The organism is Hymenobacter gummosus (genome assembly GCF_003970915.1).
In the GTDB taxonomy this organism is placed as follows: domain Bacteria; phylum Bacteroidota; class Bacteroidia; order Cytophagales; family Hymenobacteraceae; genus Solirubrum; species Solirubrum gummosum.
Window position 1 is genome coordinate 176,119 of sequence record NZ_RXOF01000013.1, and the last position, 15,592, is coordinate 191,710.

Genomic DNA, 15,592 nt, shown 5'->3' on the forward strand with positions numbered 1-15,592 from the left:
GCATCCTTATTCCACCACGCTGATGCGCTGGGCTTTACCGCCCGGCACGCGCAGCCAGTATTGCCCGGGGCGCAGGGCGCGCGTGTCTAAGTCCAGGGTACCGGAGGCGGTGCTGAGCACCGGGGCCGCTACCAGCCGGCCGAGCACATCGGTGAGCTGGGCGGCGGTGCCGGCCGGCAGCGTGGTGCGCAGCGGCTGCCCGCGGCGCACGGGGTTGGGGTAGGCGGCCACGTCCACGGCCCGGCTCGTCACCAGCACGGCGGCCGTATAGCTGCTCGTGCCGTCGGTATCTACCTGGCGGATGCGGTAGTAGATTTTGCCGACGGGCGGCTGGGCGTCGTAGGCGGTGTAGCGCCGCGCGCTGGTGCTGTGGCCGGCGGCCGGTACGGCTTCGCCGAAGGCCTGGAACGAGTAGCCCCCGTCGAGGCTGCGCTCGGGCTGGAAGTAGGCGCTGTTTTTCTCCATGGCCGTGCCCCAGGTGAGCGTGCTGCGGCCTTCGGCCCAGCTGGCGGTGAAGTAGGCCCAGGTGACGGGCAGCGGCGCGGCCTGCGGCGTGAGCGAAGTAACCGTGGTGCCCGCCCCGCGGGTGGCGCCGTTGGGCGGAAACTCGGCCATGCCGGGCGAGGAGCTCATGCCCCCGTTGCCCCCGTTCAGGCTTACCGTTACGTTGTTGCCCACGGCGGCGGTGCTGATGCCGATGTAGCCGGCCCCGCCCCCGCCGCCCGGCCCGTAGGCCTTCACGATGGTGTTGTCGGTGCCACCTCCGTCGCCGCCGTTGGCCCGCAGCGTGAGGTTGGAAAGGGCGCTGCTCTGCACCACAATGGTGCCGCCGGCCCCGCCGCCGCCCGCGCCGTCGGCGAAGGGGTTGTTGGCGTAGGAGAAGTTGCCGTTGCTGCCGTTCGATTCGATAACGCCCCCGCCGTTGATGGTGGGCGCCAGCAGGAATACCAGCCCGCCGCCGTTGCCGCCGTAGCCGGCCACATCGGTGTTGCCGTCGCCGGCCCCGCCGCCGCCGCCGAGGAAGAGCCGGCCGGTGCTGTAGTCGAGGGGCCGCCCGCCAATGCCGCCGGTGTTCGGGCGGCTGTAGTCGCCCCAGGCGCTACGGTCGGGCCCGACGCTCAGCGCGTCCAGGTCAACGTCGGATACGCCGTAGCCCCCGCGCCCCCCGCCCGAGGAAGTGCTGGTGGCAAAGCCGGCTTCCTCCAGGTTCCAGGCCGAGGCCCACTCCGGAATGCTCAGGGTAGGGTTGCCCCGGCCGCTCCACTTGGTCGGGTCGCCGCCGTTGGCCCCGCCCCCGCCACCGGCGTTGACGGAGTTGCCGCCGCCGCCGCCGTTGGCCGGGGCCCCGCGGCCGCGGCTGCCGCCGGAGTAGCTGGTTTCGTAGCCGGCAATGCTTTCCCCCTTCTGCCCCCCGGTGTTGCCGCTGCCCACGTAGTTGGCATTGTTGCTGGCGCCGTTGTTGGCGAAGGCCCCGCCCCGGAAGCCCTTGCCCGTGGCGGTGATGGTGCCGTTGACGATGATTTCGTTCTGCGACTCCACGGCCAGCACCCCGCCGGTGCTCCCGTTCCAGGCCTGCGCCGTCACCGTCGCGCCGGGGTTGACGACGAACAGCGAGAAGCGCGGCACCCGCACCAGCTGGGCGCGGCCGGCGCTGGTGTAGCTTTTGGTTAGCCGCTGGCTGAGCACCACCGACGTAGCGCTGGCCACGCGCTGCACCACCGCCAGCTCCATGTTGCCGGCGTTGTTCAGGGCCGTTACCGTGCCGTAGCTGCTGGTGTTGGCGGTGTTGATGCTGGCGCCCTGCATCTGAATCACCATCACCAAATCCCCCGCGCTCAAATCGGCCGTGCTGGCCACGCTCAGCACGTCGTTGCCGGCGGCGGCGTTGGCCGTCAGGGCCGTGTAGCGGTTGACGATGGTGTTGGGCGAACCTACGCCGAAGGGGCCATCCTTGCCCACCTGGGCCTGGCTGGGAGCAGCAGCGAAGACGAGGGAAAGGCCCAGCAGGGCCGCCCCTAAGCGTCGGGTTGTCACGAGCATAAAACGGTGTGTTTGTAGAGAGAAAAGCAAAGGCCAGGTGCTATAACACATTCCAACCTCCAATAAATCATACAAATATACATACCCGTCCCATTGCCCGGCATTGCTTGCATATGATTTTTTGCATCTAATTTTTACCTGCTTTGCGAATAGCCGCGCTTGCCTTATCTTCGCTACTGCTTATCCAGAAAGACCGAGGGACTGGGCCCTGTGACGTCTTAGCAACCAGCCATTGCGGCAGAGGTGCTAACTCCCATCCGAGGCCGCCCCGGCGTTCGGAGAAGATGAGCGGATACGGCGGCTTCCTCAAGCGGCCGGGTCTTTCTGGATAGCGCCACCTGCGCACCCGCCGCTAGAAAGTACCCGCTATGCCGACCCTGCCCGCCTCTTCTGCCCTCGCCGACCTGCTCCGCCAACGCGTCCTCGTCCTCGACGGCGCCATGGGCACCATGATTCAGCGCCACACGCTCACCGAGGAGGATTTCCGGGGGGAGCGGTTCAAGGACCACTCGCACCCGCTGCGCGGCAACAACGACCTGCTGAGCCTTACCCGGCCCGATATTATCAAGGGCATCCACGCCGATTACTTTGCCGCCGGGGCCGATATGGTGGAGACGAACACGTTCTCTGGCACCACCATTGCCCAGGCCGATTACGCCCTGGAGCACATCGTGTACGAGCTGAACTACGAGTCGGCGCGCATTGCCCGCGAAGTGGCTGATGAGTTTGAAGCCAAAGACCCATCGCGCAAGCGCTTCGTGGCCGGCGCCATCGGCCCGACGAACCGCACCGCCTCCCTTTCGCCCGACGTGAACCGCCCCGGCTTCCGCGCCGTGACCTTCGACGAATTGGCCACGGCCTACCACGAGCAGGTGCGCGGCCTCGTCGACGGCGGCTCCGACGCGCTGCTGATCGAAACCATCTTCGACACCTTGAACGCCAAGGCCGCGCTGTTTGCGGTTCAGAGGTTCTTCGACGAGGGCGGCCGGGTGGTGCCCGTCATGATTTCGGGCACGATTACCGACGCCTCGGGCCGCACCTTGAGCGGGCAGACGGTGGAGGCGTTCTGGAACTCCATCCGCCACCTGCCGCTGCTGAGCGTGGGCCTGAACTGCGCCCTCGGTGCCGACCAGCTCAAGGTGTACATCAAGGAGCTGAGCCGCATTGCCGACGTGCACATTTCGGCCTACCCCAACGCCGGCCTGCCCAACGCCTTCGGCGGCTACGACGAGTCGGCCCAGGAGTTTGCGGCGGTGGTGGAAGGCTACCTGCAGGACGGGCTGGTAACGGTGGTCGGTGGCTGCTGCGGCACCACGCCCCAGCACATTGCCGAGCTGGCCCGGCTGGCCGAGAAGTACCAGCCCCGCCAGCTGCCCGCGGTGCCGGCCGCCACCCGCCTAAGCGGGCTGGAGCCCTTCGCCGTCACTGAGCAGAGCCTGTTCGTGAACGTGGGCGAGCGGTGCAACGTGACCGGCTCCCGCGCCTTTGCCCGCCTCATCCGCACCGGCGCTTATGAGCAGGCGCTACAGGTGGCCCGCGACCAGGTGGAGGGCGGCGCCCAGGTTATCGACGTGAATATGGACGAGGGCATGCTCGACTCGGAGCAGGCCATGACCACCTTCCTCAACCTGATTGCCTCCGAGCCCGACATTGCCCGCGTGCCGGTGATGATTGACTCCTCGAAGTGGTCGGTGCTGGAAGCGGGCCTGAAGTGCGTGCAGGGCAAGAGCATCGTCAACTCGATTTCGCTGAAAGAAGGCGAAGAGGTGTTCAAGCATCACGCCCACACCGTGCGCCAGTACGGGGCCGCCGTGGTGGTCATGGCCTTCGACGAAAACGGCCAGGCCGACAACTACCAGCGCCGCATCGACATCTGCCGGCGCAGCTACGACATTCTGGTGAACGAAGTCGGCTTCCCGGCCGAGGACATCATTTTCGACCCCAATATCCTGACCGTCGGCACCGGCATCGAGGAGCACCGCACCTACGCGCTGGACTTCATCGAGGCGGTGCGCTGGATCAAGCAGAACCTGCCCGGCGCGCTGACCAGCGGCGGCGTCAGCAACATCAGCTTCGCCTTCCGCGGCAACGACGTGGTGCGCGAGGCCATGCACTCGGCCTTCCTCTACCACGCCATTCGGGCCGGCCTCGACATGGGCATCGTCAACCCCAGCCAGCTGGCCGTGTACGACGACGTGCCCAAGGACCTGCTGGAGCTGGTGGAAGATGTGCTCCTGAACCGCCGCCCCGACGCGACGGAGCGCCTCGTGGACTTCGCCGAGACGGTGAAGTCGAACAACGAAAAACAAGAAACGAATAACGAAAAGCTGGCCTGGCGCGAGTGGCCGGTGGCCGAGCGTCTGCAGCACGCGCTGGTCAAGGGCATTACCGAGTACATCGACGAGGACACCGAGGAGGTACGCCGGCAGGTGGCCCGCCCGCTCGACGTTATCGAAGGCCCGCTGATGGCCGGCATGAACGTGGTCGGTGACCTGTTCGGGGCCGGCAAGATGTTTTTGCCGCAGGTGGTCAAGTCGGCCCGGGTGATGAAAAAGGCCGTGGCATACCTGGAGCCCTACCTGCAGGCCGAAAAAGCCGGCTCGGCGCGGCAGTCGGCGGGCAAAATCCTGCTGGCCACCGTGAAGGGCGACGTGCACGACATCGGCAAGAACATCGTGGGCGTGGTGCTGGCCTGCAACAACTTCGACATCGTGGACCTGGGCGTGATGGTGCCGCTGGAAAAGATTCTGGACGAAGCCGCCGCCCAGAACGCCGACGTTATCGGCCTCTCCGGCCTTATCACCCCGAGCCTGGACGAAATGGTGTACGTGGCCCAGGAAATGGAGCGCCGCGGCCTCAAAACGCCCCTGCTCATCGGCGGGGCCACCACCTCGCGCCTGCACGCGGCGGTGAAGATTGCGCCCAGCTACTCGGGCCCGGTGGTGCACGTCAACGACGCCTCCCGCTCGGTGGGCGTGGCCGCGGGCCTACTCGGCTCGGGCAAGGACGCCTACGCCCGCACCGTGCGCGACGAGTACGAAACCCTGCGCCACGACTACGCCGGCCGCCAGCGCGAGAAAAGCTACCTGCCCATCGAGGCGGCGCGCGAAAACGGCTTCAAGGCCGACTGGGACGCCACGCCCATCACCAAGCCGACCTTCCTGGGCACGAAAGTGCTGGAAGACTATGACTTGGCCGAGCTGGCCGAGTACATCGACTGGACGCCCTTCTTCCAGACCTGGGAGCTGAAGGGCCGCTTCCCGCGCATCCTGGAGGACGAAAACGTGGGCGAAGCCGCCACCCAGCTCTACAACGACGCCCGCCGGATGCTCCAGCAGATTATCGATGAGAAGCTGCTGACGGCCCGCGCCGTGCTGGGCTTCTGGCCGGCCAACACCGTCGATTACGACACCATCGAGGTGTACACCGACGAGACGCGGGAGCACCTGCAGACGGAGTTCTTCACCCTGCGCCAGCAGAGCGAAAAAGCCGCCGGCGTGCCCACCCTGGCCTTCTCTGACTTCGTAGCGCCCAAGTACACCGGCCGCGCCGACTACCTCGGCGGCTTCGCCGTGACGGCCGGTATCGGCATCGAAAAGCTGCTGGACCAGTACGAAAAGGACCACGACGACTACTCCAGCATCATGGTGAAAGCCCTGGCCGACCGCCTGGCCGAGGCCTTTGCCGAGCGCCTGCACCAGCGCGTGCGCGAAGAGTTCTGGGGCTACGCCTCCGACGAGCACCTGTCGAACGAAGACCTAATTCAGGAGAAGTACCGCGGCGTGCGCCCGGCTCCCGGCTACCCCGGCTGCCCCGACCACACCGAGAAAATCACCCTGTTTGAGCTGCTCGACGCGGAAAACACCACCGGCATCCGCCTCACCGAAAACCTGGCCATGTACCCCGCCTCCTCGGTCAGCGGCCTCTACTACGCCCACCCCGATTCGCGCTACTTCGGCCTCGGCCGCATCGGCCGCGACCAGGTGGCCGACATTGCCGCCCGCAAGAACATGCCCCTCGCGGAGCTGGAACGCTGGCTCACCCCGAACCTCAACTACGACCCTGTTGCCTCACCCCCCGGCCCCCTCTCCGGGGGCGAGGGGGAGCCTAACGTCAATGTTGTTAAAGCAACGGCTCAGTAGACTCACGCCTGGCATGGACACGTCGAACCCCAAACAAGACCGATTAACAGCGGACTTGAAGCGTTGGCATACAAGGCTAAAGCCATTCAGTGGTGAAATGCGGCGCAATCCGACGCCTGCGGAGGATACTCTTTGGCAGGCCTTGCGCAATCGGCAGCTCAACAACGTAAAATTCCGCCGCCAACATGCCATCGGCCATTTCATCGTCGACTTTCTAAGCACCGAACACCAGCTGATCATAGAAGTAGATGGCGAGGTGCATGCTGGGCCCAGCCAAGCTGAGTACCACGAAGCGCGTAGCTATAGATTAGCCACCGCCGGTTACCGCGTGCTCCGGTTCCCCAACGAGCAAGCACTAACTAGTCTTCCTACAGTTCTCCAAGCCATCCGCGAAGCCCTGGCTTCGCTCCACCAGTAAATCCTCCACACCATTCCTGACTCCCCCCACTCTAGAAGTTGTCAGGCTCCCCCTCTCCCCCGGAGAGGGGGCCGGGGGGTGAGGCCCATGAAAGTTACCGAGCACCTGACCCGCGCCGCCGGCAAAACGCTGTTTTCCTTCGAAGTTCTGCCGCCCAAAAAGGGGGAGAATATCCAAAGCTTGTTCTCCAACATCGAGCCGCTGATGGAGTTCAAGCCGCCGTTTATCGACGTGACCTACCACCGCGAGGAGTACGTGTACCGGCAGCACCCCAACGGCCTGCTGGAAAAGAAGACGGTGCGCCGCCGCCCCGGCACGGTGGGCATCTGCGCCGCCATCAAGAACCGCTTCGACGTGGATACGGTGCCCCACCTGATCTGCGGGGGCTTCACCAAGGAAGAAACCGAAAACGCCCTCATCGACCTGCACTTCCTCGGCATCGACAACGTGCTGGCCCTGCGCGGCGACCCGATTAAATCGGAAGGGCAGTTCAAGCCCGAGCCCGACGGCCACGCCTACGCCTGCGACCTGATCGGGCAGGTGGCCGACCTCAACAAGGGCGCCTACCTCGACGAGGAGCAGGACGACACCTGGGCCACCAACTTCTGCATCGGCACGGCCGGCTACCCCGAGAAGCACTTCGAGGCCCCCAGCCACGCGGCCGACCTGCGCTACCTCAAGCACAAGGTGGACCGCGGCGCGGAGTACATCGTCACGCAGATGTTTTTCGATAACGAGCAGTTCTTCAACTTCGAGAAGCGCTGCCGCGCCGCGGGCATCCACGTGCCCATTATTCCAGGCCTGAAGCCCCTGACCACCAAAGGCCAGCTCACGGCCCTGCCCCGCGCCTTTTACCTGAACCTACCCGACGAGCTGGTCGATGCCGTGCACCTGGCCCCCGACAACGCGGCCGTGCGCGAAATCGGCATCGAGTGGTGCATCAACCAGTCGCGGGAGTTGATGGCCCACGGCGTGCCGGTGCTGCACTACTACAGCATGGGCAAGGCCGAGGCCGTGCGCCGCGTGGCCGCCGCCCTGTTTTAGGCCAAGACGATTCGGGTGTGCGTCATTGCGAGCGGAGCGAAGCAATCCTTCCTCTAGCAGCAGCGCCGACGCAATACCTTTAAACCGAAACCGACCGCACCCGAAACCAGGATTACTCTGGCTTCGGGTGCGACCGTTTCAGTTTATAGGGTTTTCGGTTGGCCCCAGTTGAGCCATTATGCCGCGCGAGGAAGGATTGCTTCGCTCTGCTCGCAGTGACGGACACTCGTACTGCTCGGCTGTTGAACGCGCCGGGAGCGGCTACGTATTACTACCGACCATTTCATTGCTCATTGATAATTGCTCATTGTCAATTGATCATCGGCCCCATGCCCGACCGCCCACAACAACTCGACGAGCTATTTCAGCGCCTGCGCACGGCCACGGCCCCGCTCGAAATCGAGGCGCTGCAGCAGGGCATCTGGCAGCTGTGGCTGGAAACCGACGAGGTGGCGCTGAACAAGCATATGGAAAGCGGTATGCGCGCCATTGCGGCCGAAGACTACGCCCGCGCCATTGCCGATTTCAGCTGGATAACCGAGCAGTACCCGAGCTACGCGGAGGGCTGGAACAAGCGCGCCACCGTGTACTACCTGCGCGGGGAGTACCGCGCCTCCCTGCTCGACGTGCGCCAGACCCTGCGCCTGGAACCCCGGCACTTCGGCGCCCTCTCCGGCCGGGCCACCATTCAGCGCATGGTGGGCGACGACCGCGGCGCCCTGCGCACCTTGCGCCGCCTGCGCCGCCTCTGCCCGCACCTGCCCGGCCTGCAGGCCCAGCTGCGCGAAGTGCAGGACCGGCTCGATGGTAACGGCGAGTAAATAGCTGATTACTGGATATTTCGGGGAACAACGGAAAAAATCAAGCAAAAAATATTGTAGATTTAGCATGGCAAAGAACCCGCCTCGGCGGATTCGGCGCCAAGCTGACCTTTCCCGTTCCCACCGGTGCGGCTTGCCCTCCACGGCTGCCCCGGCCTGCATTCCCGCTATGCGACTACCGTTACTCCTGCTCCTCGGCGCCTGCTGTGGCGCGCCCTTTACCGCCGCGCACGGCCAAGGCCGCGTGCGCCAAACCGACCTCGACAGTGGCCGCGTAGAGAAAGGCCGCAAGCTCGGTCCCTGGTCGTATTATGCCCTGACCGCCAGCGGCCGCAAGGTGCTGGTGCAGCGCTACGACCACGACCAGAAAAAGCTGCTCTTCTACCGCAAGCCCGACGAGCACCCCTACCGCCACCAGGTGGGCGGCGACTGGCAGATGGGCTACCTCGACCGGCCCCCGCTGTACGTGGGCGGCGAGGCGGCGCTGTCGACCTACATGCGCCAGCTAAGCTACCCCGAGCAGGCCCGCGTGAAAAACGTGCAGGGCAAGGTCGTCGTGCGCTTTGTGGTCGACACGCTGGGCACCGCCTCGGAGTACCAGGTACTTACGGGCATCGGCTCGGGCTGCGACGAAGAGGCCCTGCGCGTGGCCCGCACCATTCCGCACGAGTGGATTCCGGGGCGCAAGGCCGGCCGCGCGGTGCCGGTGCAGTACGAGCTGCCCTTCACCTTCCGCATTGCCAAGAACTAGCCCCGTGGCCGGGCGGGTATCCAGTGTGCGGCGGCTTGCGTAACATGCAGCCATGAAACCTCTTGCCGCCCTCCCCTGCCGCCTTGCCGCGGCCGCCGCGCTGCTCTTCACCGGCCTGCTCACCACTGCCTGCGACTCTACCCCGCGCGAGCGGCAGGAAGCCGTGCAGGACAGCGCCCGTAAGCTCGATACCGCCGCCCATAAGGCCGGTGCGGCCCTCAAGCGCGCCGGCCGCCGCGCCGCCCGCTGGGACTCGGCCTCCCGCGCCCGCAACCGCCAGCCCCTCGACACGGTGGCCACCACCGCCTTCGTGCAGGAGCTGCTGGGCACGTATGCCGCCATCGAGCAGCTGCCGGTGACCAGCCTGGAGCCGGCCTACGTGCAACTGCTGCGCCAGACGCGCGCCAAGCGCCGCCAGTGGACCCAGCGCGACTGGGACTACGCCACGGCCGTGTTCAACCGCCTGAACCGCCACTACCGCACCACCCGGCTGGATTTGCCGGCCCGGCAGGAGCTGCGCATCAAGGCCCTGCAGGCCGAGTTCGAAGCCCTGGAAGCCGGGCGCGACCTAAAAGACCTCCGCGAAGCCGTGCGCGACCAGCCCGCGGCGAAATAACCCGGAGCCTTACCTGCCGCCCAATATTCGGCGGCTCTGCAACGTTAGCGGCCGGTCGGGCCTCCTGCCCTGGAGGTCCGACCGGTTTGTTTGCCGGCTTCATCCTTACCCATTATCCGCCATGCGCTTACCTTATTTCCTCGCCGCGGGGGCACTGCTGAGCAGCCATTTCGCGCTTGGGCAACAGCAGCCCGGCTGGCAGCTGGGCCTGCGCCTGGCGCAGAACACGGCTACCTGGCAGAAGCGCGCCGCCGTGGAGCTGCCCGGCGTCCGGCAGCAATACGTGGCCGCCAGCGACCTGAGCCCGGTGCTGTCGGTGCAGCGCAACTTCCGCGCCGGCACCTTCGCCCGCGCCTCGTTCAGCCGCCTGCCGCTGCCGAGCTACGTCGACTTCGTGGACCAGCGTACCGACACCACGCGCAGCTCCGGGGCGGGCTTTGTCACCTTCAATACCCTGCTGCGCCTGGAAGCCGGGCACTCTGTGGTGGTAGGCCGCACCGGGCGCGTGCGGCTGCTGGGGGCGGCCGGGGTAGGGCTCCTGTTTGCGGGCACGCCCAGCCAGCAGTACGCAATGACCCCCGACAGTACCCAGTTGCTCGGCGTCCGCCAGTACTGGGGCTCCGGGCAGCAGACGCTGGTGCGCCAGCGCCGCGTGGGCGGGCTGCTGAGCTTGCGCCTGGGCCTGACGCAGGAAACGCTCTGGCGCGACTGGCTGAGCCTGGAAGTAGCCTACCACCATGGGCTGACCCCGGTGTACCGCAGCACCTACGCGCTGTCGGTGCGGGACGCTGCCGGACCGCAGCCAGTAGGCATCAGCCTCGATACCCGCGGCAGCTTCTGGGAGCTAAGCCTGGGCTACCACTGGCAGGCGCAGAAAAAGAAGCTGGGCCTGACCCCGCACCCCTGGGAGCCGCGCCCGGACCGCCAGCCCTGGCAGCCCCTACCCACCCGCGGCCTGTACCTGTCGGGCGGTCTGCGGCTCGGCGTGGCACTGGCCCGTCAGGGCCGGCAGGGTTTCCGCCCCGACGCCACCGTGGCCGACATGGCCCTGCCCGCGCTGGCTGCCCGCCTGGGCTACCAGTGGCCGAGCGGCTGGCTGGTCGAAGCGGGCCCGCAAACCGGTTCCGTGCTGCTAATAAGCAGCTTCGACCCAACGGCTGCCGCGCCGGCCAGCCGCGGAGCCTTGCCGCAAAGCAGCTGGACGGCAGCCCCGCAGCACGGCACTGAGCTGACGGGCTGGCCCCTGAACACGGCCTGGGCCCTGATGGGCGGCCGCCGCTGGGCCCTGCGCCCCGACCGGTGGTACGTGGCCGCCCGGGCCGGGGCGGTGCTGCACCGCTACACCGGCCCGTCGGCTTTCGGCGAGTCGTACCAACTGATGACGTCCACACCCGACCAGGATTACTCGGACTTCTCGTTCAGCTACCTGCTGCCGACGCGCTGGCGGGTACTGGCCCAGCTGGAAGCCGAAATTGAGGCGCGCATCAGCCGGCGCACCCTGCTGGCGGTGCAGTTGGCCTACACCCGCCGCCCCGTGGGACGCGACCGGGCCGACCAGACCGTGGTGAACTGGTACTACAACGGGGAGGCGGCGGTACCAGTGGTGGCCTACTCCCGCCAGGCTACCGCCACGGCGGGCGTGCAGCTGCGGCGGGTACTGCACCTGTAGCGCGGCGGCCTGCCGCGCTAAAATTACCCGGCCCGCATCCTGACCCGGTGCGGGCCGTTTCTTTGCAGTATGACGCTGCCCTGCCTCCCGCTCCGCCTGCTCCGCGGGCTTCTTGTCCTGCTTTTGCTGCTGCCCCTGACGCGCCCGGCCGCGGCCCAACGCCTCATCACCTCGGCCGAGTTGGTACCGAATAAAGACCAGTGGCTGCAGCCCGGCGACCGGCTGCAGCTGCGCGTGAAGGCCCAGCCCGGTGCCCGCGTGGCGGTGCTGCAGACCAGCGGCCCCGGCCTGCCCGGCCCCGACGGCAAGTCCACCAAGGTGCTGCGCGACGTGCCCCTGACCGAGCTGCCTACGGCCGACGGCAAAGGCGGCAGCGGCACCTACCAGCTCAGCTACGTGGTGCAGCCCACCGATACGCTGCTGGGCACCGCTGCGGGCCGCCCGCTGAAACTCCGCCTGCGCCTGCCCGACGGCCGCCGCGACTCTCTGCTGACCACGGCCACCGTACGCCTGCTCAACCCGGCCCTGCCGCAGCTGGCTCGCACCAGCACCTCGCTGGCGTACCTGAATTACGGCCTGGGCGAAGACCGCCTCGGCGGGGCCAAAATCGGCTACCTCGACTCCCTGGTGCTGCTGCACGTGACCGGGCGCGTAGGCGAGTACCTGCGCGTGCGCCTGGCCGAGGGCCAGACGGCCTGGGTGCCCGACGAAACCGTGCGCCTGCTGCCGCCCGGCGGCTTTCAGCCCCAGTCGCTGACGGGCTCGTGGAGCGTGAGCGGCGACGAGCAGTACGACTACGTGCGCGTGCCCCTGCAGGAGCGCCTGCCCTACCGCTCGCAGCTGCAGGTGGAGCCCACACGGCTTATCATTGACGTGTTCGGGGCTACTTCCAATACCAACTGGATAACCCAGCGCGCCGGCCTGCGGGAAATTACCAACCTCAGCTACGAGCAGCCCCAGCCCGACGTGTTCCGCATCGTCATCAACCTGCGGCACCGCCAGAACTGGGGCTACAGCATAGCCTACGTGAACAACGTGCTGACCATTCGGGTGCGGCGCCCCCCGGCCCGGCTGGAGCTGAAGGGCCTGACCGTAGCCGTAGATGCCGGCCACGGCGGCGACAATCAGGGCGCCGTGGGAGCCAGCGGCGTGATGGAAAAGACCCTCACCCTTAGCATTGCCCAGAAGCTGCGCGCCGAGCTGGAAAAGGCCGGCGCCACCGTGCTGATGACCCGCGACGCCGACGTGAGCGTGGGCAACGAGCTGCGGGTGCGCCGCCTGCGCAAGCTCATGCCGCACTTGCTGGTGAGCGTGCACATCAACAGCACCGGCTCGGCCGAGGCCAAGGGCACGGCCACCTTCTACCGCTACGTAGCCTTTCAGCCCTTGTCGAAGGCCATTTATGAGGAGATGGTGCAAACCGGGCTGGCGCCCTGGGGCAACGTGGGCTCGTTCAACTTCGGGCTGAACGGCCCCACCGAATACCCCAACGCCCTGGTGGAAACCGCCTTTATTTCCAACCCCGACGACGAAAAGCGCCTGCTCAACCCCGCCTTCCAGCAACAGGTAGCCGAGCGCATTACCGCCGGCATCAAGAGCTTCGTGGAAGGTACCCGCGCCAAACGCTTCCTCGGCCATAGCCGGACGGAAGCGGAAGAACAGTGAAATGGTGAAGTGGTGAGTGACGTTCGGGCAATCAGAACGTCACTCACCATTTCACCACTTCACCATTTCACCGCTTAGAAGGGGTACCCGATGGCCAGGTTCAGGCGGCCGTCCTGGAATTTTCCGGGTCTTGGAAATTCGTCTTCTTCGCCGGGCGGAATGTTGCTGATTCTGTAGGGCAGGCGCATGGGCACGGCGAAGTCGAGGCGGATGACCAGGAACTGTACGTCGATGCGGATGCCGGCGCCGGCGCCTACCGCCAGCTCTTTGAGGAAGCGGTTGGCCGCGAATTGGGAGCCGGGGCGCGTGTCGTCCTCGTTGACCAGCCAGATATTGCCGGCATCCACGAACAGGGCCCCTTTCACGTACGGGAACAGGTCCTGCCGGTACTCGGCGTTGACCTCGAAGCGGACGTCGCCGACCTGGTCGTAGAAGCGGGTATTCAGCTGGTTGCCGGTGGGGCGGTAGCTGCCCGGGCCCAGTTGCCGTGCCGCGAAGGCCCGCACGCTGTTGGGGCCGCCCATGCCGTACTGCTTCAGGTAGGGCAGCACATCGGAATTGCCGTAGGGCATGCCCAGGCCCAGCTGCACCCGGGTGGCTATTTTGTTGCCACTGCGCGGGTCGGGGCTGATGCGGAAGTAGTTGCGGTACTCCAGGTCCACCTTGGTGTACTGCGAGTATTCCTGGCCGATCAGCTCGTAGCGGTTGTTGGAGTTGCGGGAGGCGCCGGTGAGCTTGCTCAGGCCAGTAGCCAGGTTGCCCGAGCCCTCAATCATCCCGCTGAAGTACAGCTGATTGCGCCGCTGCTCGTACACCTGCGTGTTGTAGGTGTAGCGGTAGGAGCTGGCCGGAATAAACTGCTGCCGGAAGGAGTTGGCCAGGAAGGGCCGCTCCAGCAATAGCGTGTCAAATTCCGGCTCGGTGTTGGCCAGCCGGATGTACTGCAAATCGATGGGGCGCAGCTCCTGTTCGTTGGTAATCTTGGTTTTCCAGCTGTAGCCGTAGTTCAGGTTGAAGAAGTCTTCCTGGAAAAACTGCCGCCGCTCCACGTAGCGGTAGCCGGCCCCGAAGGTGGTGCGCGGCTGAAAGTCGGAGTTCTTCAGCCGGATGTCGAAGGGTGGGGTGATGAGCCGCGGCACCAGCAGTTGGGCATTCGCGCCTACTTCCACCGAGGAGAGGCCCAGCACCGGGCCGTTGTCGGTGCTGGTGTTGCGGGTCTGCCGCCGCTCGAAAGTGCCCACGAAGTTCAGCAGCAGCTGCTCGGCCCCGCGGAAGGCGGAGCGGTTGCGAAACTGCGCCGTGAAGCCCGGGCCGGTGAAGCCGTTGGTTTTCTGCACCAGCTGGATTTCGGCCCGCAGCGACTTGCGCTTGAGCTGCGTCATGCGCACCTGCGCGTTCAGGAAGCCGTAGCCAGCCGAGTCGGGCTTCTGCCGGGCGGGCCGGAACTGAATATCGACGAACTTGAAGGTGCCCAGGCTCATCAGGCGGCTCAGCGTCTGGTCCTGGCGGCGGCGGCGGTACAGGGAGTCGGGGTAGAGGAAGGTGGCGTTGGCAATGGCCTTGGCCTTGAATACCTCCTCGTCGGGCACGTAGCGGTACTTGCGGTAGATGATGGGCGTGACGCGCTCCGTCGTGTCGGTGAGGCCGAAGCGGGTGTTCAGCGTCACGCGGTTGAGCACGTAGGGCTTGCTGGCGCGCTTCGGAATGCTGCCCTTCACCCGCAGGTAAATGTCCACCTGGTTGTGCTCGGCGCTGTCGACTTCGTAGATGAGGTAGTCGGGCGCAAAGTAGTAGTAGCCGTTCTGCTTCAGCGCGTTGTCGACGCGGGTACGCTCGGCCATGAGGGTATTGAGGTTGTACGGGTCGCCCACCTTGAGCAGCGTACCCGCCTGCACCCGCCGGATGTCCCGGTCGATAAGCGTGTCGCGCTCGGGGAAGTGGATTTCCTTGATGGTGTAGGCCTTCTGCACCCGGGCGGCGTAGTCGATGGTGGCGGTGCGGTCCTTGGCCACCACTTTGCTCTGCACCTGCGGGCTGGCGAAGAAGCCGTTGTTGTAGAGGCGGTTGAGCATCAGGTTTTTCACCTTCTGCGTGTCCACCTGGCTGAGCAGCACCGGGGCCTCGCCGTACTTGTCGGCCAGCCACTTGCCCAGGCCCTTGGTTTTGCCCTCACCCATGTGCCAGAAGTACAGCTTGGGCCGCAGCCCGAGGATGCTGGCGTTGGGCTTGGGCGTAATGACCGATTCCAGCTCGGTAGTCAGCTCGGCCTCCTTTGGAATCGGGTACGGCGAAGTCACCTTTACCGACGAGCCGGTGTAGAGCTTGTCGTTGTCGGGCACGAAGCGGGTGCCGCTGCAGCCGGCTAGGAAGAGGATTAAGGGTATGAGGGTATGAGAGTGGGAGGGCAAAAAGGATGCAGGGCAGGA

10 protein-coding genes and 1 riboswitch are annotated in these 15,592 nt (G+C 66.0%); of the genes, 8 read left to right on the forward strand and 2 right to left on the reverse strand.

Annotation, left to right across the window (positions count from 1 at the left end; translation table 11 throughout):
- Window positions 1-6: 6 nt before the first annotated feature.
- Window positions 7-2,040: a hypothetical protein gene (locus EJV47_RS20285; protein WP_165903847.1), complete on the reverse strand. Its 2,034-nt coding sequence runs from the start codon at window positions 2,038-2,040 to the stop codon at window positions 7-9.
- 177 nt (window positions 2,041-2,217) lie between these two features.
- Window positions 2,218-2,331, forward strand: a riboswitch (SAM riboswitch).
- A gap of 77 nt (window positions 2,332-2,408) precedes the next feature.
- On the opposite strand from EJV47_RS20285, the gene metH reads away from it, so the two are divergent.
- The 8 genes from metH to EJV47_RS20325 all read left to right on the forward strand — a co-directional run bounded on the left by metH (window position 2,409) and on the right by EJV47_RS20325 (window position 13,166).
- The gene (gene metH, locus EJV47_RS20290; protein WP_126695032.1) at window positions 2,409-6,182 is read left to right on the forward strand and encodes a methionine synthase; all 3,774 of its coding nucleotides are present in this window, start codon (window positions 2,409-2,411) and stop codon (window positions 6,180-6,182) included.
- 13 nt (window positions 6,183-6,195) lie between these two features.
- Complete coding sequence (locus EJV47_RS20295) at window positions 6,196-6,600, forward strand: endonuclease domain-containing protein (RefSeq protein WP_126695033.1); 405 nt, start codon at window positions 6,196-6,198, stop codon at window positions 6,598-6,600.
- A gap of 87 nt (window positions 6,601-6,687) precedes the next feature.
- Window positions 6,688-7,644: a methylenetetrahydrofolate reductase [NAD(P)H] gene (gene metF / locus EJV47_RS20300; protein WP_126695034.1), complete on the forward strand. Its 957-nt coding sequence runs from the start codon at window positions 6,688-6,690 to the stop codon at window positions 7,642-7,644.
- A 329-nt stretch (window positions 7,645-7,973) separates the two neighbouring features.
- Window positions 7,974-8,465: a tetratricopeptide repeat protein gene (locus EJV47_RS20305; protein ID WP_126695035.1), complete on the forward strand. Its 492-nt coding sequence runs from the start codon at window positions 7,974-7,976 to the stop codon at window positions 8,463-8,465.
- Between the two features lie 169 nt (window positions 8,466-8,634).
- A complete protein-coding gene (locus EJV47_RS20310) occupies window positions 8,635-9,216 on the forward strand; it encodes an energy transducer TonB (RefSeq protein WP_126695036.1) in 582 nt (193 codons plus the stop codon).
- Window positions 9,217-9,268: 52 nt separating this feature from the next.
- Complete coding sequence (locus EJV47_RS20315) at window positions 9,269-9,832, forward strand: hypothetical protein (RefSeq protein ID WP_126695037.1); 564 nt, start codon at window positions 9,269-9,271, stop codon at window positions 9,830-9,832.
- 121 nt (window positions 9,833-9,953) lie between these two features.
- Window positions 9,954-11,501: a hypothetical protein gene (locus EJV47_RS20320; protein ID WP_126695038.1), complete on the forward strand. Its 1,548-nt coding sequence runs from the start codon at window positions 9,954-9,956 to the stop codon at window positions 11,499-11,501.
- Between the two features lie 123 nt (window positions 11,502-11,624).
- Window positions 11,625-13,166: an N-acetylmuramoyl-L-alanine amidase gene (locus tag EJV47_RS20325; RefSeq protein WP_126695039.1), complete on the forward strand. Its 1,542-nt coding sequence runs from the start codon at window positions 11,625-11,627 to the stop codon at window positions 13,164-13,166.
- A gap of 74 nt (window positions 13,167-13,240) precedes the next feature.
- On the opposite strand, the gene tamL is transcribed toward EJV47_RS20325, so the two are convergent.
- Window positions 13,241-15,574 carry a translocation and assembly module lipoprotein TamL gene (gene tamL / locus EJV47_RS20330; protein ID WP_126695040.1) on the reverse strand — a complete coding sequence of 778 codons (2,334 nt, stop codon included), beginning with the start codon at window positions 15,572-15,574 and terminating at the stop codon, window positions 13,241-13,243.
- Between the last annotated feature and the right edge of the window lie 18 nt (window positions 15,575-15,592).

Excerpts from the sequence above, each read along its gene's own strand:
- EJV47_RS20285 (WP_165903847.1), bottom strand. The coding sequence starts at position 2,040 with ATGCTCGTGACAACCCGACGCTTAGGGGCGGCCCTGCTGGGCCTTTCC.
- metH (WP_126695032.1), top strand. The coding sequence starts at position 2,409 with ATGCCGACCCTGCCCGCCTCTTCTGCCCTCGCCGACCTGCTCCGCCAA.
- EJV47_RS20295 (WP_126695033.1), top strand. The coding sequence starts at position 6,196 with ATGGACACGTCGAACCCCAAACAAGACCGATTAACAGCGGACTTGAAG.
- metF (WP_126695034.1), top strand. The coding sequence starts at position 6,688 with ATGAAAGTTACCGAGCACCTGACCCGCGCCGCCGGCAAAACGCTGTTT.
- EJV47_RS20305 (WP_126695035.1), top strand. The coding sequence starts at position 7,974 with ATGCCCGACCGCCCACAACAACTCGACGAGCTATTTCAGCGCCTGCGC.
- EJV47_RS20310 (WP_126695036.1), top strand. The coding sequence starts at position 8,635 with ATGCGACTACCGTTACTCCTGCTCCTCGGCGCCTGCTGTGGCGCGCCC.
- EJV47_RS20315 (WP_126695037.1), top strand. The coding sequence starts at position 9,269 with ATGAAACCTCTTGCCGCCCTCCCCTGCCGCCTTGCCGCGGCCGCCGCG.
- EJV47_RS20320 (WP_126695038.1), top strand. The coding sequence starts at position 9,954 with ATGCGCTTACCTTATTTCCTCGCCGCGGGGGCACTGCTGAGCAGCCAT.